The sequence below is a fragment of the Saccharothrix violaceirubra genome (assembly GCF_014203755.1).
In the GTDB taxonomy this organism is placed as follows: domain Bacteria; phylum Actinomycetota; class Actinomycetes; order Mycobacteriales; family Pseudonocardiaceae; genus Actinosynnema; species Actinosynnema violaceirubrum.
Genome location: NZ_JACHJS010000001.1, coordinates 5713979 through 5733055 on the forward strand (window position 1 = coordinate 5713979; position 19077 = coordinate 5733055).

Annotated in this window: 17 protein-coding genes, 2 tRNA genes and 1 pseudogene; 10 read left to right on the forward strand and 10 right to left on the reverse strand. The window is 68.7% G+C overall.

The window, feature by feature from the left end; translation table 11 throughout:
- The first annotated feature begins 9 nt into the window (after positions 1-9).
- From fdhD to F4559_RS26255, 3 genes are read left to right on the forward strand one after another with little or no spacing between them, the layout of a single operon-like run.
- The gene (fdhD, locus tag F4559_RS26245; protein WP_184673061.1) at positions 10-834 is read left to right on the forward strand and encodes a formate dehydrogenase accessory sulfurtransferase FdhD; all 825 of its coding nucleotides are present in this window, start codon (positions 10-12) and stop codon (positions 832-834) included.
- Positions 831-1985 (forward strand): CaiB/BaiF CoA transferase family protein, encoded by a 1155-nt coding sequence (locus F4559_RS26250; protein WP_184673064.1) that lies wholly within the window; start codon positions 831-833, stop codon positions 1983-1985. The genes fdhD and F4559_RS26250 overlap by 4 nt, the downstream gene beginning before the upstream one ends.
- Before the next feature lie 53 nt (positions 1986-2038).
- A complete protein-coding gene (locus tag F4559_RS26255) occupies positions 2039-2905 on the forward strand; it encodes an alpha/beta hydrolase (protein WP_184673066.1) in 867 nt (288 codons plus the stop codon).
- Here the strand turns inward: F4559_RS26255 and F4559_RS36565 are convergent.
- The 7 genes from F4559_RS36565 to F4559_RS26290 all read right to left on the reverse strand — a co-directional run bounded on the left by F4559_RS36565 (position 2900) and on the right by F4559_RS26290 (position 10640).
- Complete coding sequence (locus F4559_RS36565; RefSeq protein WP_184673068.1) at positions 2900-4732, reverse strand: 5'-methylthioadenosine/S-adenosylhomocysteine nucleosidase family protein; 1833 nt, start codon at positions 4730-4732, stop codon at positions 2900-2902. The genes F4559_RS26255 and F4559_RS36565 overlap by 6 nt on opposite strands.
- Positions 4693-5301 carry an RBBP9/YdeN family alpha/beta hydrolase gene (locus tag F4559_RS26265; protein WP_312865828.1) on the reverse strand — a complete coding sequence of 203 codons (609 nt, stop codon included), beginning with the start codon at positions 5299-5301 and terminating at the stop codon, positions 4693-4695. Before F4559_RS26265 ends, F4559_RS36565 begins: the two co-directional genes overlap by 40 nt.
- A gap of 49 nt (positions 5302-5350) precedes the next feature.
- Positions 5351-6631, reverse strand: a complete 1281-nt coding sequence (gene clpX, locus F4559_RS26270; protein WP_184673070.1) for an ATP-dependent Clp protease ATP-binding subunit ClpX — start codon at positions 6629-6631, stop codon at positions 5351-5353.
- 210 nt (positions 6632-6841) lie between these two features.
- Positions 6842-7468: an ATP-dependent Clp protease proteolytic subunit gene (locus F4559_RS26275; protein ID WP_184673073.1), complete on the reverse strand. Its 627-nt coding sequence runs from the start codon at positions 7466-7468 to the stop codon at positions 6842-6844.
- A 30-nt stretch (positions 7469-7498) separates the two neighbouring features.
- Positions 7499-8107 carry an ATP-dependent Clp protease proteolytic subunit gene (locus F4559_RS26280; RefSeq protein ID WP_312865829.1) on the reverse strand — a complete coding sequence of 203 codons (609 nt, stop codon included), beginning with the start codon at positions 8105-8107 and terminating at the stop codon, positions 7499-7501.
- Positions 8108-8210: 103 nt separating this feature from the next.
- Positions 8211-9563 carry a trigger factor gene (gene tig / locus F4559_RS26285; protein WP_184673075.1) on the reverse strand — a complete coding sequence of 451 codons (1353 nt, stop codon included), beginning with the start codon at positions 9561-9563 and terminating at the stop codon, positions 8211-8213.
- Between the two features lie 843 nt (positions 9564-10406).
- Positions 10407-10640: a hypothetical protein gene (locus F4559_RS26290; protein WP_184673077.1), complete on the reverse strand. Its 234-nt coding sequence runs from the start codon at positions 10638-10640 to the stop codon at positions 10407-10409.
- A 24-nt stretch (positions 10641-10664) separates the two neighbouring features.
- On the opposite strand from F4559_RS26290, the gene F4559_RS26295 reads away from it, so the two are divergent.
- Complete coding sequence (locus F4559_RS26295) at positions 10665-11570, forward strand: LysR family transcriptional regulator (protein WP_184673079.1); 906 nt, start codon at positions 10665-10667, stop codon at positions 11568-11570.
- A 43-nt stretch (positions 11571-11613) separates the two neighbouring features.
- Here F4559_RS26295 and F4559_RS26300 read toward each other — a convergent pair.
- Positions 11614-11687, reverse strand: a tRNA-Pro gene (locus F4559_RS26300).
- 62 nt (positions 11688-11749) lie between these two features.
- Between F4559_RS26300 and F4559_RS26305 the strand changes: the two genes are divergently transcribed.
- Positions 11750-11820 (forward strand) — tRNA-Gly (locus F4559_RS26305).
- 135 nt (positions 11821-11955) lie between these two features.
- On the opposite strand, the gene F4559_RS35530 is transcribed toward F4559_RS26305, so the two are convergent.
- Positions 11956-12258 carry a hypothetical protein gene (locus F4559_RS35530; RefSeq protein WP_246445332.1) on the reverse strand — a complete coding sequence of 101 codons (303 nt, stop codon included), beginning with the start codon at positions 12256-12258 and terminating at the stop codon, positions 11956-11958.
- On the opposite strand from F4559_RS35530, the pseudogene F4559_RS26315 reads away from it, so the two are divergent.
- Both F4559_RS26315 and F4559_RS26320 read left to right on the forward strand, forming a co-directional pair.
- Positions 12181-13139: pseudogene (locus F4559_RS26315) on the forward strand (IS30 family transposase). The gene F4559_RS35530 and the pseudogene F4559_RS26315 sit on opposite strands and share 78 nt — an antisense overlap.
- Before the next feature lie 198 nt (positions 13140-13337).
- A complete protein-coding gene (locus tag F4559_RS26320) occupies positions 13338-14546 on the forward strand; it encodes a Shedu immune nuclease family protein (protein WP_184673083.1) in 1209 nt (402 codons plus the stop codon).
- Between the two features lie 939 nt (positions 14547-15485).
- Here F4559_RS26320 and F4559_RS36120 read toward each other — a convergent pair.
- Positions 15486-15608 carry a hypothetical protein gene (locus tag F4559_RS36120; protein WP_281386366.1) on the reverse strand — a complete coding sequence of 41 codons (123 nt, stop codon included), beginning with the start codon at positions 15606-15608 and terminating at the stop codon, positions 15486-15488.
- A gap of 105 nt (positions 15609-15713) precedes the next feature.
- Here F4559_RS36120 and F4559_RS26325 point away from each other — a divergent pair, with 105 nt between their 5' ends.
- The 3 genes from F4559_RS26325 (at position 15714) to F4559_RS26335 (ending at position 19048) form a co-directional block, all read left to right on the forward strand.
- Positions 15714-16922 carry a GNAT family N-acetyltransferase gene (locus F4559_RS26325; RefSeq protein WP_184673085.1) on the forward strand — a complete coding sequence of 403 codons (1209 nt, stop codon included), beginning with the start codon at positions 15714-15716 and terminating at the stop codon, positions 16920-16922.
- 64 nt (positions 16923-16986) lie between these two features.
- Positions 16987-17751: a hypothetical protein gene (locus F4559_RS26330; RefSeq protein WP_184673087.1), complete on the forward strand. Its 765-nt coding sequence runs from the start codon at positions 16987-16989 to the stop codon at positions 17749-17751.
- 76 nt (positions 17752-17827) lie between these two features.
- Entirely contained in the window at positions 17828-19048 is a 1221-nt protein-coding gene (locus tag F4559_RS26335; protein ID WP_446689144.1) for an IS30 family transposase, read from the forward strand.
- Positions 19049-19077: the final 29 nt, after the last annotated feature.

The window sequence follows — 19077 nt, forward strand, 5'->3', positions numbered from 1 at the left end:
GCTGTCGCGATGGGGCGGGTCACCGTACGCCGACCGGTCGTCACCTACGCGCGGGGCGCGCGGCGTGACCGGGTCGACGCGCTCGCCGCCGAGGAACCGCTGGAGCTGAGGGTGGCCGGGAAGGCACTGACCGTCACCATGCGCACCCCCGGCCAGGACGTCGAACTGGCGCACGGGTTCCTGCTCGGCGAAGGAGTCGTCGGCGGCCTCGCCGACATCGCGACCGCGCGGTTCTGCGCGGGCACCGGCCCCGACGGGCTCAACACGTACAACGTCCTCGACATCGCCCTCGCGGCCGGAGTCGAACCGCCCGACGTAGGTGTGGAGCGCAATTTCTACACCACGTCGTCGTGCGGCGTATGCGGCAAGGCGTCGCTGGACGCGGTCCGGCTCAAGACCCGCTTCTCCCCCGCCGCCGACGCCGCGACCGTGACCGTCGACGTGCTCACCGGGCTGCCGGACGCGTTGCGCGCCAAGCAGAAGGTGTTCGCGTCCACCGGCGGCCTGCACGCGGCCGGGCTGTTCACCGCCGACGGTCGGGCGCTGGTGGTGCGCGAGGACGTCGGCCGACACAACGCCGTGGACAAGGTGCTCGGCTGGGCGTTGCTCGACGGGCGCGTGCCGGTGGCCGGCGGCGTGCTCATGGTGTCCGGGCGGGCCTCGTTCGAACTGGTGCAGAAGGCCGCGATGGCGGGCGTCCCGGTGCTGGCGGCGGTGTCCGCGCCGTCGTCCCTGGCCGTGGAACTGGCCGCGGAGCAGGGGATCACGCTCATCGGGTTCCTGCGCGGCGATTCGTTCAACGTGTACACGGGCGCGCACCGGGTGGTCGGGTGAGACCGCTCGACGGGCTGGTGGTCGTCAGCCTCGAACAGGCCGTGGCCGTGCCCTACGCCACCCGCCTGCTCGCCGACCTCGGCGCCCGCGTGATCAAGGTCGAACGGCCCGACGGCGGCGACTTCGCCCGGCACTTCGACACCGCGTGCGGGTCGACGTCGTCGTACTTCGCGTGGACCAACGTGGGCAAGGAGTCGATCGCGCTGGACCTCAAGCGGCCCGCCGGCCGCGAGGTGCCGGCCCGACTGGTCGAACGGGCCGACGTGGTGCTGTGCAACCTCTCGCCGGGCGCGGCCCGTCGACTCGGTGTGGACGCGGAGACGCTGCGCGCGGCCCGCCCGGACCTGGTGGTCGGCGAACTGTCCGGCTACGGCGAGGGCGGCCCGTACTCGACGCGCAAGGCGTACGACGCGCTCGTGCAGTCCGAGACCGGCCTGGTGGCCCTGACCGGGCAGGGACCGGTGACCGCGCGGGCGGGCATCTCGGTCGCGGACATCTCCGCGGGCGTCCAACTGCACGCCGCCGTGCTGGCCGCGCTGCTGCACCGGCAGCGCACGGGCGAGGGCTGCGTGCTGCGGCTGACCCTGTTCGAGGCGTTGGCCGAGTGGATGCACCAGCCCGCCCTGTACGCCCAAGGCACCGGGACGGCGCCGCCCCGGACCGGCGCGCACCACCCGACCATCGCGCCTTACGGCCCGTACGAGTGCGGCGACGGTCCCGTGCACCTCGCCGTGCAGAACGACGGCCAGTGGCGTCGGCTGTGCGAGGTGGCGGGCCGGCCCGCGCTGGCCGACGACCCGAGATTCGCCACCATCGGGCTACGCGTCGAGCACCGGGCCGCGCTCGACGCGGAACTCGACTTCTCGGCGTGGCGGTCGTCCGACCTGCTCGACGCGCTCGACACCGCCGACGTCCCGGCCGCGTTGACCCGCGACGTCGGCCGGCTCACCGAACACCCGCAGCTCACCGCGCGTGACCGTGTCACATCCGTGTCCGTCCCCGACGGCTCGGTCACCCTTCTGCGCCCGCCGGTCGACTCCACCGCGTGGGACTGGTCGCCGGCGCCCGTGCCGGACCTCGGCGAGCACACCGACCGGGTGTTGGAATGGCTGGGCTACGACCACGCGCGACGCCGGGCGCTCCAGGGGTGAAACACGAGCCGTCGTCCCGACGATTGCGGGGAGGGGACCGCACGGGAGGGCCGATGATCAGCAGGCGCACGGTGCTCACCACGGTGGGCGCGGGCGGTCTCACGGCGGCGGCGGTGCTGGCCGCCGGGCCGATGCCCGCCCTCGACGCCCTGTGGTCCGTGCTCGGCGTCGCCGGTCCCGTCCCGACCCCGAAACGCGCCGTGGTCAAGGTGGACCGCGTGTACTCGCGCTACCGGGGTCGCGAGGTCGACCTCCAGACGATCGTGCCGCCGGGCGTGTCCGCGCGTGGCCTGCCGATGTCGATCCTGCTGCACGGCCTGCACGGCAGCGCCCGCCTCGCGGCCGTGGCGAACCTGCCGGAGGCCCTGGTCACCGCGACGACCCGGGGCATCGTGCCGCCGTTCGGGTTCGTGTCGGTCGACGGCGGCGACAACTACTGGCACGAGAACGTGCCCGGCGACGACCCGATGGCCATGCTGCTCGAAGAGGTGCCGGTGTGGCTGGCCGAACGCGGGTTCGGCCCGGTGTTCGCGTGCACCGGCGTGTCCATGGGCGGATTCGGCGCCCTGCTCTACGGGCGGCGCGAGCGGGAACGCCGCGAGAGCCTCGGCGCGATCGCGGCCGTGTCGCCCGGGTTGATCACGACCTGGGAGGAGATGGCCAAGCGCAAGGCGTTCGCCGACCGCGAGCAGTGGGTCTCGCTGGACCCGTTGCGCAACCTGGACAAGGTCGGCGACGCGCCCACCGGGATCTGGATCGGCGACCGGGACAAGTTCATCGAGGGCACGCGCCGGTTCATCGAGGCCGTCAAGCCGGTCGTCGGGTCGATCACGCCCGGCCGGCACGACGACGCGTTCTACCGGACGATCACCGACGACGTGGTCCGGTTCCTGGGCAAACGGGTCCCGAAGCGGTCATAGCGGGTCGAGGTTGCCGGTCCGCACCAGGTGGGCCAGGAACTCGGCGGCGTTGCGCGCGGCCAACGGCTGGTGCCCGTCGGTCTTGCCCATGCCGTAGTCCGAGATGCCTTTGATGCCGATCCAGTCGACCTTGTGCTTCGAGCACGCCGCCTGCACGCCCGCCAGCTCCATGTCGCCGCACACCGCGTCCGGTTCCAGGTCGAGCAGGCCGGCGCGGAACTCCGCCGAGTCCACCAGCACGCCCAACGACAGCGTCAGCCCGAAGTCCGGCCGGGGACCGGACCAGTCCCGGGCCGCGTCACGGCACCGGTCGAGCAGGCGTTGCGGCGCCACCGCCAGCTCGCCGCGCACGATCGTGCGACCCGGCGCCTCCTTGCGCCAGTTCATCGACCGCACCCGGCTGCTGACCACCAGGTCGCCGGGCTCCTGGGCGTGCTCGCGCAGGCCGTAGCCGACGCCGACGATCAGCACGTAATCCGGCGCCAACCAGCGGATCAGCGCGTCGGTGGTCAACGTCGCCGCGCCCTGCGTGTCGATGCCCTGCTCGGTCCAGCCGAGCACCACCCGGGTACGGCCGACCACGCCGAGGTCCAGCGCCGTGTGGTGCTCGGAGCGCAAGCGGGTCACCTCCCCGGTCGCCACGGCGGTCAGCACGGCGGCGCGTTCGATGTCGTTGGCCACCAGGACCAGCGCGGTCGAGTACGGCCGGGCCACGTCGTCCACGAACCCCTCCCTCTCCTCGTCGTCCTCACGCTGTCGGGTCCGGACCACCCGCACCACGCGCGCCGCGATCACCAGGCCGAGCAGGGCCATGGCCAACCCGAGCGCCTTCGACTGGCCGGTCGACGGCGCCACACCGGGAATCCCCAGCACCACGAAATGGCGCAGCAGCCAGAAGACCGCGTCGCCGTACCCGACCGGACCACCCGTGCACGCGGTCGCGCACGCCTCCCGTTCGGCAGCGGCCACCATGCCGGCGATCATGGGCAGCAACGAACACGCGGCGGCCAGGAGCACGAGGATCCCGTTCGGGCCCGGATCGGCGGCGGGCCTGGGCACCGGTCGGCCGACGTCGTGCACCACCAGCACTTCGCGCCCGGACACCCGGCGGACCGTCGCGGACCGGCGCACGGCCTCCAGCGCGGCGGTCGTGGTGACCGCGTCGGGACGGCACAGCAGCAGCCGGTCGGGCACGGTCTCGTAGCGGTCGCCGAGGTGGTCGACCAGCGCGGTCGCGTCACGCAGCAGGGCGCCCACCGTGTCCGGGTCGGCGTGGCACAGCGCGATCGACCAGTGGTCGACGCGCAGCCCGTCGTCCATGCGCCGGCGGCGGTGGACCGGGCGCGGGCTCACCATGCGGACCAGGTCGGCGCCTTCACGGATCGCCATCAGCACCATGACGCCGGTGGCCCACAGCATGGTCACGACCACCAGCAGCAGGACAAGGACGTCAGGGGCACGGACAAGCGCGAGCGCCACCGCCGTCAGCCCGATCGCCAGCGGGGCGGTGAACCAGGAGACCAACGGCCACAACACGTTCACCACGTGCAGGCACGCGGTGACGACGTCGCGCCGGGTCCGCGCCGATCGCGGCGGACACACCATCAGCACCCGGTCCGGCGAGTGCCACAGCAGTCGGGCTTCCCGGTCGGCCACCAGCAGCTGCAACGTCAGCGGGCCGCGTCCCTCCAGGCCGCGCGGGCGCAACGCACGCCGGACGGCAGGCCCGTGTTCGGCCGACCGCACCGACCGCGTGGTGCGCCGTAACTCGGCCAACGAGGGCACGGTCAGCGTGGCGTCAGCGGAGTCCGGTCGTTGCGCACCCACTTGAGGACGGCGGGCCACGAGCCGTAGCCCGAGCCCACGTTCAGATGACCGCCACCGACGACCACGTCCACCTCGATCCGCACCGCCTCGGCCAGTGCCTTGCCCTGGGCGAGTGTGCAGTACGGGTCGCCCTCGCCGAGGACCAACCGCGTGGAAACGCCCGCTTGGCGCAACGCGGTCGGATCGAGCCGGGGGTGCAGGAACCCGGCGATGAGCGGCTCGCCGGCGAAGTCGGGCGCGGGCGGCGCGACCAGCAGCACGCGGTCCACCCGCAGCACCGGATCGACGCCGGACGCGGCGTGGTGCAGCCACAGCAGCCCGGCCAACGAATGTGCCACAACCACTCGTTCGAGTGACGTGGGCGCGGCGGCGAGGTGCCCGCGCAGCTCGTCGAGCCAGCGTTGCCGGTCGGGTGCGTCCGGCTCGCTGAACTCCGGCAGGTCGACCAGACCGCCGTGCCTGGCCAGCTCGCCGGCCAACCAGTTCTGCCAGTGCGTCGGACCGGACCCGTTCAGGCCGTGCAGCACGAGCACGTACGGCAGCGACAACCCGTCCACCTCCCCGGACACGCCACCGGCCGCCCCGCGGGTGCGGGACGGCCGGTGCGCGTGCGAAACCTCAGGCCGACTTCTCCCGGCGCTCCCGCCTCGAGGGCTGGCGCGCGACGATCGTCGGGTTCACGTTCTCCTTGACGGTCTGCTCGGTGATCACGACCTTGGCGACGTCCGTGCGGCTCGGGATGTCGTACATCACCGGCAGCAGGACCTCTTCCATGATCGCCCGCAGGCCGCGGGCACCGGTGCCGCGCAGGATCGCCTGGTCGGCGACGGCCTCCATGGCGGTCCGGGTGAACTCCAGCTCGACCCCGTCCATCTCGAACAGCTTCTGGTACTGCTTGACCAGGGCGTTCTTGGGCTCGGTCAGGATGCGGACGAGCGATTCCTTGTCCAGGTTCGTGACACTGGCCACCATGGGCAGACGACCGATGAACTCGGGGATCAGCCCGAACTTGATCAGGTCCTCGGGCATCGACTCGGCGAAGTAGTCCGCCGACTCGACCTCGGCGCGGGTGCGGACCTCGGCGCCGAAGCCGAGCCCGCGCTTGCCGATCCGGTCCTGGATGATCTTCTCCAGGCCGGCGAACGCGCCCGCCACGATGAACAGCACGTTCGTCGTGTCGATCTGGATGAACTCCTGGTGCGGGTGCTTGCGCCCACCCTGCGGCGGCACCGACGCGGTGGTGCCCTCCAGGATCTTCAGCAGCGCCTGCTGGACGCCCTCACCCGACACGTCCCGGGTGATCGACGGATTTTCACTCTTCCGGGCGATCTTGTCGACCTCGTCGATGTAGATGATCCCGGTCTCGGCCCGCTTGACGTCGTAGTCGGCGGCCTGGATGAGCTTGAGCAGTATGTTCTCGACGTCCTCGCCCACGTAGCCCGCCTCGGTCAGCGCCGTGGCGTCCGCGATCGCGAACGGCACGTTCAGCATCTTGGCGAGGGTCTGGGCCAGGTAGGTCTTGCCGCAGCCGGTCGGGCCGAGCATGAGGATGTTCGACTTGGCGAGTTCCACGCCGTCGTCGCGCCCCTCGCGCCCGCGGTCGCCCGCCTGGATGCGCTTGTAGTGGTTGTAGACCGCCACCGAGAGTGTCCGCTTGGCCTCGTTCTGGCCGATCACGTACTGGTCGAGGAACTCGTGGATCTCCGCGGGCTTGGGCAGCTCGTCGAGCTTGACGTCGCCCGCCTCCGCGAGTTCTTCCTCGATGATCTCGTTGCAGAGGTCGATGCACTCATCGCAGATGTAGACACCGGGGCCGGCGATGAGTTTTTTCACCTGCTTCTGGCTCTTCCCGCAGAAAGAGCACTTCAGCAGGTCGCCGCCGTCACCGATACGCGCCATGACCGCTGACCTCTGTTCCCCTCCGGCGCACGTCCTGGTGACATGTGCCTGACTGCTGACGTGGCGGGCGCCCGTGGAGTGCGACCCCGCCGGTGTTCCCCTCGACGGTACCTGGCCCACAGCCCTGTGTGGGAGGACCAGCGTGCCCCCGACACGTCGTGCCCCGCCTGAACCCCAGGTGGGCACGGCGTGTCGGGCGACACGCCGAGGTCACTTCGCCGACAGCTTCCTGTACGGCAGGACGCTGTCGACGATGCCGTAGTCCTTCGCCTCTTCGGCGGTGAGGATCTTGTCGCGCTCGATGTCGGCCCGGACCTGCTCCGGCGAGCGGGACGTGTGCCGGGCGAGCGTGGTCTCCAGCAGGCGCCGCACCCGCTGGATCTCGTCCGACTGGATCTGCAGGTCGGAGACCTGGCCGTACACGCCCTCGGTCGCCGGCTGGTGGATGAGCACCCGCGCGTTGGGCAGCGCGTGCCGCTTGCCGGGCGTGCCCGCCGCGAGCAGCACGGCCGCGGCCGAGGCGGCCTGGCCCAGGCAGTACGTCTGGATGTCGGGCCGCACGAACTGCATCGTGTCGTAGATGGCCATCAGCGAGGTGAACGAGCCACCCGGCGAGTTGATGTACATCAGGATGTCGCGGTCCGGGTCCTCGGACTCCAGCACGAGCAGCTGGGCCATGACGTCGTTCGCCGAGGCGTCGTCGACCTGCACCCCGAGGAAGATGATCCGTTCCTCGAAGAGCTTGTTGTACGGGTTGGTCTCCTTGATGCCCAGGCTCGTGCGCTCGATGAACGACGGGAGCACGTACCGGGACTGCGGCGCGTGGAACTGGCTCACTTGGCTTCTCCTGGTGGTGTGCTCGCCCGGTCAGTTGGTCGACACTTGACTGGCCCGCGTGACGACTTTGTCCACGAATCCGTATTCCAGCGCCTCCTGGGCGGTGAACCAGCGGTCGCGGTCCGAGTCGGCGACGATGCGCTCGACCGGCTGACCGGTGTGCTGGGCGATCAGCTCGGCCATCTCCTGCTTGGTCCGGGCGAGCATGTCGGCCTGGATCGCGATGTCGGCCGCGGTGCCGCCGACGCCCGCCGAGGGCTGGTGCATCAGGATGCGGGCGTGCGGGAGGGCGTGCCGCTTGCCGGGCGTGCCGGCGGAGAGCAGGAACTGACCCATCGAGGCCGCGAGACCCATGGCGTAGGTCGCCACGTCCGGCTCGATGAGCTGCATCGTGTCGAAGATCGCCATGCCCGCGGTCACCGAGCCGCCGGGGGAGTTGATGTAGAGCGTGATGTCCTTCTCGGGGTCTTCGGCCGCGAGGAGGAGCAGCTGGGCGGTGATCTGGTTGGCGATGCCCTCTTCGACCTGGGAGCCGAGCACGATGATCCGCTCGCGGAGCAGACGCTCGTAGACCGAGTCGTTGAGGTTCATCCCCGAACCCGAACGCATCTCGGGCGTCGGGAAGAAGTGCTGCGTCACGTCTGCCTGCCTTCTTACTTTGCCGAAAAGAGTCTCGTGTCGACGACCTTAACGAAGGCGGGCGGCGTCGCCTTCCCGACACCGCCCGCGTTCGCTCAGGGCTTCACTCTTCCGTCGCCGATTCCTCAGTGGACGACGCCTCGCCGAAAAGCTCGTCGAGGTCGAGCCGGGTGCCTGACTCGTCGGTGACGGTCGCCTGTCGGACAACGGTCGCCAGCGCCTTGCCGCGGCGCAAGTCGGCGAAGATCGCGCCGAGCTGGCCGGACTGCTGGGCGCGCTTGACGTACTCGTCCGGGCCGATGCCGAAGCGCTGGGCCTGGTAGATGATCTGGTTGGTCAGCTCCGCGTCGGAGACGGTGACCTTCTCGACGTCCGCGATCTGGTCGAGGACGAGCTGCGTCTTCACGGTCTGCTCGGCCGTGGTGCGCGTCTCGGCGTCGAACTCCTCGCGGGTCTTGCCCTGCTCCTCGAGCCACGCGGCGAAGCGCGTCTCGTCGTGGTCGAACGCGTGCACGGCGTCGTGCAGCCGGGCGTCGACCTCGAGCTGGACGACGGCGTCGGGCAGCGGCACCTCGATGCGCTCGAGCAGCGCCTCCAACACCTTGTCCCGGGCCTCGACGCCCTGCTGCATCTTCTTCACCTGGCCCAGGCGCGTGCGCAGGTCGGCCTCCAGCTCGGCGAGCGTGTCGAACTCACTGGCGAGCTGGGCGAACTCGTCGTCGAGCTCGGGGAGCTGCCGCTCCTTGACCGAGGTGAGCACGACGCTGACCTCGGCCTCGCGGCCGTCGTGCTCACCGGCGACGAGCGTGGTGGTGAAGGTCTTGGTCTCGCCCGTGGACGCGCCGATCAGGGCGTCGTCGATGCCCTCGACGAGCTGGCCGGAGCCGATCTCGTAGGACAGGCCGGCGGTCTTGGCGTCCTCGACCTCCTCGCCGTCCACCGTGGCGGACAGGTCGACGACGACGAAATCACCCTCTTGGGCGGCGCGCTGGACACCGGTCAGCGTGCCGAAGCGGGCGCGCAGTTCGTCGAGCTGGGTCGCCACGTCCTCGTCGGTCACCGGCTGGTCGGCCACGCCGACGGACAGCTCGTCGAACGCGGGCACGGTGATCTCGGGGCGGACGTCGACCTCGGCGGTGAACGCGAGCGCGTCGCCGTCGTCGATGCGGGTCACCTCGAACTCGGGGCGGCCCAGGGTGCGCAGCTCGCCGGAGTTCACCGCCTCCAGGTACTTCGCCGGCACGGCCTCCTGCACGACCTCGTCCAGGACGGGCGCGCGGCCGATGCGGCTCTCCAGCACGCGGGCCGGGGCCTTGCCGGGGCGGAAGCCGGGGATGCGGACCTGCTTGGCCAGCTTGCGGTACGCGCGGTCGAAGTCCGACTTGAGCTCGTCGAACGGCACCTCGACGTTGATCCGGACCCGCGTCGGGCTCAGGTGCTCGACGGTGCTCTTCAACGTGGTCTCCTCGTAACGGGCAGGACGTGCGGAACACCCCGGAGGACGCCTGGCACGTGCCTGGGCGGGCGTCCGGGATTCCGGACGAGTCTAGGCGGTCGGCACCCGGGTCGGGTCCGGCACCCCGGGGCCGGCGGGCGGGGCGCCGACCGACCGGGTGGCCGTCGCACGGCCGATCGCCGTCCGTGACGGGCGGTCGGGATTCGTCGCGGCGGAATCCCCGAACGGTCGCGCGGGGTGCGAACCGAAACATTCCGATGCATTTCCGTGAGGGTTCCCCCGCGAAAATTCCCCGTTCGGGTGACGCCGATCGTCGGGTACCGAACCGACCGGCGCAGCAGTCGACCCCTGCCCGTGGGAGGTTGGGATGTCCACACGTCACGTCGGGCGCGGAGTCGTTGGGCACGAAATCGTCGCGCGTCAACGGTGTCGCACCGATTCGGCGGCATTTACACGACCGTTCGGGCCAACATCGGGAGTCGCCGTTGGGCCTTTCGAGTGACACCACGGTGATGTGACAGTGCGCGATCGTCAGTCACTCACCGGAGTCGCGAAGTGAGTCGGTAACACGTCCGCCGTAGCAGCGACTTACGTTGCGCGACCAACATCCACCACGGATTAGACAGTAAGAGTGAAACGCGGCCGTTCGGAGCAGCGGTCGACCGAAAACTTTCACGTGCCGAGAAGACTCCAACCGCCGTAGTCCATTAGTGTGTGTTTCAGGTAGCGTGACGCCCGAACCCGCATCGTCGATCCGGGAAATAGTCGAAAAGTCGCCAGGCGCTCTGGGGGAAGTGCAGCGGACGCCGTGGCGACGAAGACCGAGGAACGAGCGAGACGATGTCATCGAGCTTCTTTCACCGCCGACCAGACAAGGTGCCGATGACCCGATGAGTGCCATTCCGCCGCCGCCGGACACCCACCGCCCGACGACCGCGCACGGCGACCGCCGGACGCGTCCTCCTTGGCGGACACCACCCAACGAGACCGCACGACGATGTTGACCACCGGACCAAGCGCCTTCACGTCGGCCGGGTAGTCGACGAGGCCGTCCGGGAACGGCCACTCGTGGATCACTTTCACGCACCGTTGGGGATTTCCATGGAGACACGACAGCTTTTGGCGTTCACCACCGTGGTTCAAACCGGTAGTTTCACCAAGGCCGCCGCCACACTGAATTGTTCGCAACCCACCATCACCACCCGGATCAAGGCGCTCGAGGAAACTCTGGGCGTACCGTTGTTCCGCCGACTGCCGCGCGGCATCCAGATGACCTCGGCCGGTGTCGAACTCCTCCCGTTCGCCCGGAACATCATCACCCTGACGGACAAGGCCAGGAAAGCGATCACGATGAACGGCGAGCCACACGGCAAGCTGGTCATCGGCAGCGCGCAAAGCCTGACCGACTACCGTCTGCTACCGCTGATCGAATACATGTGCTGGCGCTACCCGAGCGTCCAGATCTCGCTGCACTCGTGGAACACCAGGACCAACCTGACGTCGGTGCGCGACGGCCGGCTCGACTGCACGTTCTTCATCGGCTCCGTCGAACCCCACGAGGGTCTGGAGACGACCGTGCTGTGCCCGGAGCCGCTGGTCATGGTGGCCGGGCCGACGCACGCGCTGACCAGGCGTTCGGTGATCACCGAGGACGAGCTGCGCGGCAGCACCCTGATCCGCGCGGAGAACGGCGCGAGCTACTACGAGCAGTTCGAGCAGGCGTTGGGGCTGGGCGAGACGGAGACCAGGGCACCGGTGCTGGCGCTGGACTCGATCGACGCGGCGAAGCGCGCGGTGGCGTCGGGGCTCGGGATCTCGCTGGTGCCGGAGGTGACCGTGGCGGCGGAGCTGGCGGACGGCAGGCTGTGCCGGCTGCCGTGGGTGCCGCCGTTCCGGGTGTACACGCAGTTCGCGTGGCGTCAGGACAACGCCACGAACCCGTCCGTGACGGCACTCGTGTCGGCCGCGGCGCAGGTGGTGAGCGAACAGGTCGCGACGCCGGTGTGAGAGAGGACCAGGTGGCCCCGCCGAAGGGGCCACCCGAAGACCGTCGGGGCGACAGGATTTGAACCTGCGACCCCCCGCTCCCAAAGCGGGTGCGCTACCAAGCTGCGCCACGCCCCGGTCTCCACCACCCTACCGCGACCCGCTAAGCTGTTCCCGTGCCCACCCCAAGGGCGGCACACGCGGGTGTAGCTCAATGGTAGAGCCCCAGCCTTCCAAGCTGGTCATGCGGGTTCGATTCCCGTCACCCGCTCTCTCGCTTCCCTTGCAGGTCAACGGGGATGCAACCCCTCTGGGGACCACATCCCCGCTTCCCTGCCGGAACCCGTCGTGCGATTAACGTGCGATCAGGACTTCTTACGCTTTCGCACGGCTTTGACGCGCTTGCTCAACCGATCGGCGATCTCCCGATCCGCTCGCTCGTGGCGTGTTGGTAGATCAGCGCGGCCCGCATGCTCCCGTGCCCCATGCGATGCATCAGCTCCCGCGTACTCGCACCGGCCGCAGCGGCGAGGGGCAGGTTCAGGCGGTCGTAGCATCTGATCTTGATGTTCGGTGGGGAAGGATTCCCTGTCGTGCGCAGGATGTTGACCTTGGCCGAGCGGGAGGAGATCTGGCCGAGCGGGAGGAGATCTCTCGTGGTCCGGCCGAGTCGTTGGAGTACAAGGAGATCGCCGTTCTGATCGGGCATGGTCCCTCGGTCGTCTCGCGGGAGGTGGCCCGGCACGGCGGACGTGAGGGGTACCGGGCGGCGGTGGCCGAACGGGCGGCGGCGGAGTCGCGGGCCCGGCCGAAGGTCCTGGCGGTCGACCGGGACCCCGTGGTACGTGCGCGGATACTCGGGTTGTTGCGGATCGGCTGGTCACCGGCCTCGATCGCGGGCCGGTCGGCACGTGATCACGGTCGAGGGCAGGCTGGTCGGGTGAGCCACGAGGCCATCTACCGGTGGGTCTACGCCCAGCCGGTCGCGACGCTGCGCCGGGAGTTGGCGCGCTGCGGACCGGGCGCACCCGCAGGAGCGGGCCGCGTCCGGCACCGGCACCGCGCATCCGCGAGCCCCGCCACCTCGACCGACGCCCCGCCGAGGCGGACGGCAGGGCGGTGCCCGGTCATCGGGAGGGCGACATCGTCGTGGGCAAGGGCGGCAGGAGCGCCGTGGCCACCCTGGTCGAGCGGACCGGCCGGTTCCTCGTCCTGGTCCCGCCGACCGGGCGCGACTCCTCGACGGTGACCCAGGCGATCATCTCCGCGGTCGGCCCGCTGCCGGCCTCGATCAAACGCTCCCTGACCTGGGACTGCGGCTCGGAGATGGCCCTGCACAAGGATGTCGCCGCCACCGGGCCGCCGGTGTTCTTCGCCCACCCGCACTCCCCGTGGGAACGCGGCAGCAACGAGAACCTCAACCGGATCGTCCGCGAGTACCTGCCCAAGGGCGTCGGGATCACCAGCGACCCGCACTACCCGGCCGCCATCGCCGCCGAGATCAACGACCGACCCCGTAAGATCCACGACTGGCGCAAACCCGGCGAGGTATTCACCGAACTCCTCGAACCGGATGCTTCCACCGCCTGAACTCGCCGTTGCGGGTAAGACGCTTCGTCGCGTTACCGGCTCTCATCCAGGCCATGTTGTGCGCCCAAGTCCCACGGTCGTCCATCTGGGTGAGATCATCGATGGCGACCTGGAAGCAGTAACGGAAGCAGCTCAGCTGACGACATGATCACAAAGATTCATCTCTGAGCTATAATCGCTTCCAAAGGACGCACTGCGATGACACGATTCTCCAGCGCATATAGGCTCCTCGGTACTGAGTTCTCCGTTGCCGACGGGGACTTCAGCAACCTTGAGATTCGTCGCAGTGAAAACGATGACAACTTCCACTTCTTTTTCGACACTAGAGCGAACCGCCTGATTACCGACTTCGTTCTTGATGATCGACCGCGAGTAGCGACCCTGTGCCAGGTAACGCTCATCAAGAAAGATGGCACGTACTCACCTCGGCTGCGATTCTGGAAGAAGGATAAGTCAAGTCCCCAGAGGAGGGCGCTCGAATACACGGTAACCGAGGACGAAGTTACAAAGATAATCAAGGCGACGGTTGATACCAGCGACGGCCACCAAAACGTGTGGAAGTTGATCCACTTCCTGCAAAGCTTCACCGAGGTGGACATCCCTGACGATAACTTCCGAGCAGTAACGGAGGACAGCACGCAGCTTGCCGGACTGCTCGAATCGAGCGACAGGCAGACGGTGCTTGAAGCAGTCCGTATCGCACTGGGCGGAGGTCTGACCGAAGAGGACTTACTAATCGTCAGCAACCGCAAGGCCCAACTTGCTGTATTCAAGAGACTGTTGAACGACCCTGACTTTTTTGAAGCCGAGCGCGTACGGCGGGAGAAGAGAGGGCCGGAAGCAGTCTGGCAAGACTTCTTCGAGGAAAACACCTGGATATTTGGGTACGGCCTTAAGCTCGTAGCTTGCGAACCGCTCGACCCGGAGAAACTTGAGCGAATTACCACAGGTGCGAACATCTTCACGGGTGCGGGCAAGCGTGCGGATGCAGTCATGCGCTCGAAGGGGTACGTCAGCAGTCTGCTGTTCTGCGAGATTAAAACGCATCTAAAGCCGCTGCTGGAAAAGATTCCCTATCGACAGCCAGACGTATACCAAGTGTCGACAGAGGTCAGTGGTGGAGTATCGCAAGTCCAGAAGACTGCCAGCAAGGCCCTGATGGGCATCTCACAGGTGTTGCACGATTTGTACGAAGACGACGGCACACCGACAGGAATCCAGTTCTCAGCGATCCGGCCCCGACAAGCTCTGGTAATCGGCAGCCTTGACGAGTTCAAGACTGGCGGCGGCGTGAACCCGGAGAAACTGTCGTCGTTTGACCTATTTAGGCACTCTGTTCAGGACGTTGAGATTATCACCTTTGACGAGCTTTACGAACGGGCCAGCTTCATCGTCCACGACACGTAGGACAGGTCATCAGCTGTTACAAAGAGAAAGACCCCGCCCGGACGATACCGAGCGGGGCGATACTGGCCGATCTGATGATCAGTCGTGGTTGAGGGGTTGCCCCCAGCGGTTGCGGATAAGGCGCTTCGTCGCGTTACCAGCTCTCATCCAGGCCATGTGATGCGCCCGGTTCACAAAGGTACGACTTGGGCGGACAGGTTCACCGCAGCCACAAGCACAGATATTTTCAGGTTCATTTTCGGCCAGCGGCCGGACGTAGTGAAGCTTTTGCAGGAGCTTCTTAGCGCCACCCTCACGCTACCAATAGACCCGATGCTCTTGGTTGACGAACTTGCGATTGGGGGCGACGGGCGTAGCGCAGCCGCAGGCGCAGACTTTTTGATTTTGGTTCGCGCTGTCCGGGGCAACCGGGCGGGCCCGTAGGCTGGGGAGCCTGGTCAGCCGGGCGGCCTGCCGGGCGTTGTGAGGGTTGTGGAAAATTTGTCGAAGGCGTTCTTCTTCTCCCTCGCTGGTAGACCTCTCGACGACCGTCCCTTGTGGATGGTCGCCTTGCTTTCACGGATCTTCCGCGCCCTCCGCGTGCCCCATCGCCGCCGTGATCATGGCGCCCATGCCCCGCACATGGAACCGTGCAAACCCGGCCAGGGTGTTCCCGGTGCGATGGTCGCCCGGACGACGGCCCCGGATCGGACTTCGAGACTTTCATCCTTTGTGGACACCCAGACCGCCACCCCCGTCGTCGACCCGGATCCGGGCATCCATGTTGCGCGAACGCACAACTTGACGTGAGCACACCACAACCCGCTAGGCTGCGTCGCGTACTCCTGCGAACCGTACGAAGGAGAGGCATTACCCGGTGTGGCGAACGGGAAGGCGGGTCATGCCGCCAAACGCGGCCCGACTTCCCGTTCGCGTCCGGAGATCGTCCTTTATGTACAGTCAGCGCCCCACGGACGACACGGCACGCCACAGCGCCTCACCGAAGCGCACTGCCAGCAGGACCAGCAGCACACCCAGTCCGCAGGTCACCAGGCACCGCACGAGCGACCTCAGCTTCGTCACCGCACCAGTGTCCTGGCCTCGCCTCGGCTGTCGACCCCGATGACCCGTTCGCCGCAGCACGACACCGGATAGCGTGGATATTTCCCGGGGCGTAGGAATACACGCATGTCGTTCACCGTGCGCACCCTCACCGAAGACGAACTCCTCCCCCACGCGCGCCTGACGGTCGCCGCCTTCATGCTCGACACCCCCGAGGAACGGATCGGACGGTGGACCGGGCTCCACGAGCCGGACCGGACGCATGGCGTGTTCGAGGACGGTGCGCTGCTCGGCGCCGCCGGCGTCCAGACGCGCCACCTCACCCTGCCCGGCACCGGACCCCGACCGTTCGCCGCCGTGACGACCGTCGTCGTCGATCCCGGCCACCGGCGTCGCGGCGTGCTGCGGCGGCTCATGACCGAACAGCTCACCGCCCTGCACGACGGCGGCGAACCCGTCGCGGCGCTCTGGGCCTCCGAAGCCGCCATCTACGGCCGCTTCGGCTACGCCATGGCCTCCGAGGTCGTCCGACTGGAAATCCCGCAGCGGGCCGCCTTCCGCCCCCGCGTCGACATCGGCACCGACCGGGTGCGCCTTGTCGCACGCGACGAGGCGTTGCCGCTCGTCAAGGACCTCTACGAACGCGTCCGCCCCACCCGCACCGGCTGGATCAGCCGCAACGACGTGCAGTGGGCCTACTTCCTGTCCGACGACGAGTGGGACCGCCACGGCCAGAGCGCCTACCGCTACGCCCTGCACCCCGACGGCTACGTGGTCTACCGGCTCAAAGCAGACTGGCAGGACCGGGGACCACGCGGCGAACTCCACGTCCGCGAGTTCGTCGCCGCGACACCCGAGGCCACGGCCGCGCTCTACCGGCACGTGCTCGACGCCGACCTCATCGGGGAGATCAAGTACTCGGTGGCGGCCACCGACGACCCGATCGTGCACCTGCTCGCCGACTCCCGGCTGATCCGCCGCCGCCGGTCCGACTCGCTGTGGGTGCGGATCGTGGACGTCGACCGCGCGCTGGCATCGCGGACCTACTCGTCCGACGTGGACCTCGTGCTCGAGGTCGCCGACGACCTCTGCCCGTGGAACACCGACCGTTGGCGCCTGACCGTCCGCGACGGTGTCGCCGAGGTCACCCGCACGCCGGACGAGGCCGACGTGGTGCTCGACGTGCGGGCACTGGGGTCCGCCTTCCTCGGCGGCCAGCGGCTCACCTCGCTCACCGGCGCCCAACTCGTGGCCGAGGTCACGCCCGGCTCGCTGCGTGCCCTGTCATCCGCGTTCCTGGGCGACCACGACCCGCACTGCCACGAGATCTTCTAGGCCGATCGGGAACCGGTCGGACCCGTTTGGGCGTTGACCGGGCATCGAGGACGGGAGGGTCCCCATGGGCACCTTGGTCTGGCTCTTGCTGCTCGTCGTCGCCGCGGGCGGCCTCTGGTACTTCGCCACGACGCGTGCGGCGGCCCGACGTCGGGAGCTGGAGGACGCGCGGGCCGAGGCACGGCGCTGGGTCGAGCGCCTCGGCGGCCAGGTGATGAACCTGATCGGCACGGACGAAGCGTCCAAGCAGGCGCTCGCGGACGCGTCGGAACGGTTCACGGCCGCCGGCGGGCAGATGGAGTCCGCGCGCACGCTCGAGCAGTGCCGGCTGGTGACCCGGACCGCGATGGAGGGCCTGTACTACGTGCGCGCGGCCCGGACCGCGATGGGCCTCGACCCCGGTCCCGAGCTGCCGGACCTGAGCGGGCAGAGCCGGGCCGGTCGGGTGTCCGAGGACCGGGACGTCACGGTCGAGGGGCGCGGCTACGCGGCGTCCCCGCGTCCGGGTGCGCGCACGCCGCACTACTACCCCGGCGGCATGGTCGCCGGGCGGCCCGTGCCGCAGGGCTGGTACAGCGAGCCGTGGTGGAAGCCCGCGCTGGTCGCCGGCGCCTGGGGCGTGGGTACGTTCCTGCTGTTCGACGCCATGTTCTCGGGCATGGCCGGTGTCTCGCCGGACGCGTTGGACGCCGCCTACGCGGACGGGTTCGCCGACGGTTCGGCCGACGGGGGCGACTTCGGCGGTGACGCGGGCGGGGATGTCGGCGGTGACGTGGGCGGCGACTTCGGCGGGGATTTCGGGGGCGACTTCGGCGGTTTCGACTTCTGACGGCTCGCGTGCCGAAGGCCCGGACCCCCAGCTTGGGTTCTAGGAGTCGTTGCATCACTCCAGTTCAGGGGATGCGATGGACTTTCAGATCCGGGCGGTGCGGAAGCCTCAGGGGCCTCGGAAGTTGGCTGCGGAGCGGGCCGAATACTTGCGGCTCGTGCAGCGGGGAATGACCAACAAGCAGGCGTGCGGGCTCGTCGGGGTCAACCCGAAGACCGGCAGGCGCTGGCGTAACGGGCGTAACGCGTCTGGCAAGAACAAGGCGGCGTCACCGATCCAGTCGGTGGCGTCGCCTTCCGCACCGTCCCGCTATCCATGCGAGGACGACCGAATCCACATCGCCGACCGGCTGCGTGAGAGGGCCACGATCCGACAGATCGCTGCCGAGCCGGGCCGGAGCCCGTCCACGGTCAGCCGGGAGATCCGTCGTAACCGTCACCCCGGCAACGGTCAGTACCGGCCACATGCCGCGCAGGCCCGCGCCGACGCCCGGCGTCCCCGCCCGAAAGAGCGCAAGTTGGCGGCCAACGCCGAGCTGCACCGGGCTGTGCGGGACCATCTGGGTCGCAGGCTCAGCCCCGAGCAGATCGCCGCCGTGCTGCGACGGGACTTTCCCGACCGGCCGGAGATGCACGTGACCCACGAGACGATCTACCAGGCCCTCTACGTGCAAGGACGTGGCGAGCTGCGTCGCGAGCTGGCTCGGGCGCTGCGCACCGGCCGCACCGTGCGCAAACCCCGTCGCCGCCCCGGACAACGACAGCCGCGGTTCATCAACCCGATGATCATGATCAGTGGGCGTCCCGCCGAGGCCGAGGACCGGGCGGTGCCCGGCCACTGGGAAGGCGACCTGATCATCGGCAAGGACAACGCCTCCGCGATCGGCACCCTGGTCGAACGCGCCACCCGCTACGTGATGCTCGTTCATCTGCCTCACGGCCGCTCCGCCGAAGCCGTCCACGACGCTCTGATCGATACCCTCCAGGCCCTGCCCGCCCACCTCACCCGATCTCTGACCTGGGACCAAGGCGCCGAGATGGCCAACCACGCCGCGTTCAGCCTGGCCACCGACATCCCCGTCTACTTCTGCGACCCCGCCAGCCCCTGGCAACGCGGCTCCAACGAGAACACAAACGGTCTGTTGCGCCAGTACTTTCCCAAGGGCAGCGACCTATCGGGGCACACACCGGAGGACCTGGTCGCGGTCGCGGCCGAACTCAACGGCCGTCCACGCAAAACGCTCGGCTGGGACACCCCAGCCGAGCGCTTGGCTAAGCTCCTGGCCGAAGCCAGTTGATCACTTGTGTTGCTACGACCCCTGGAATC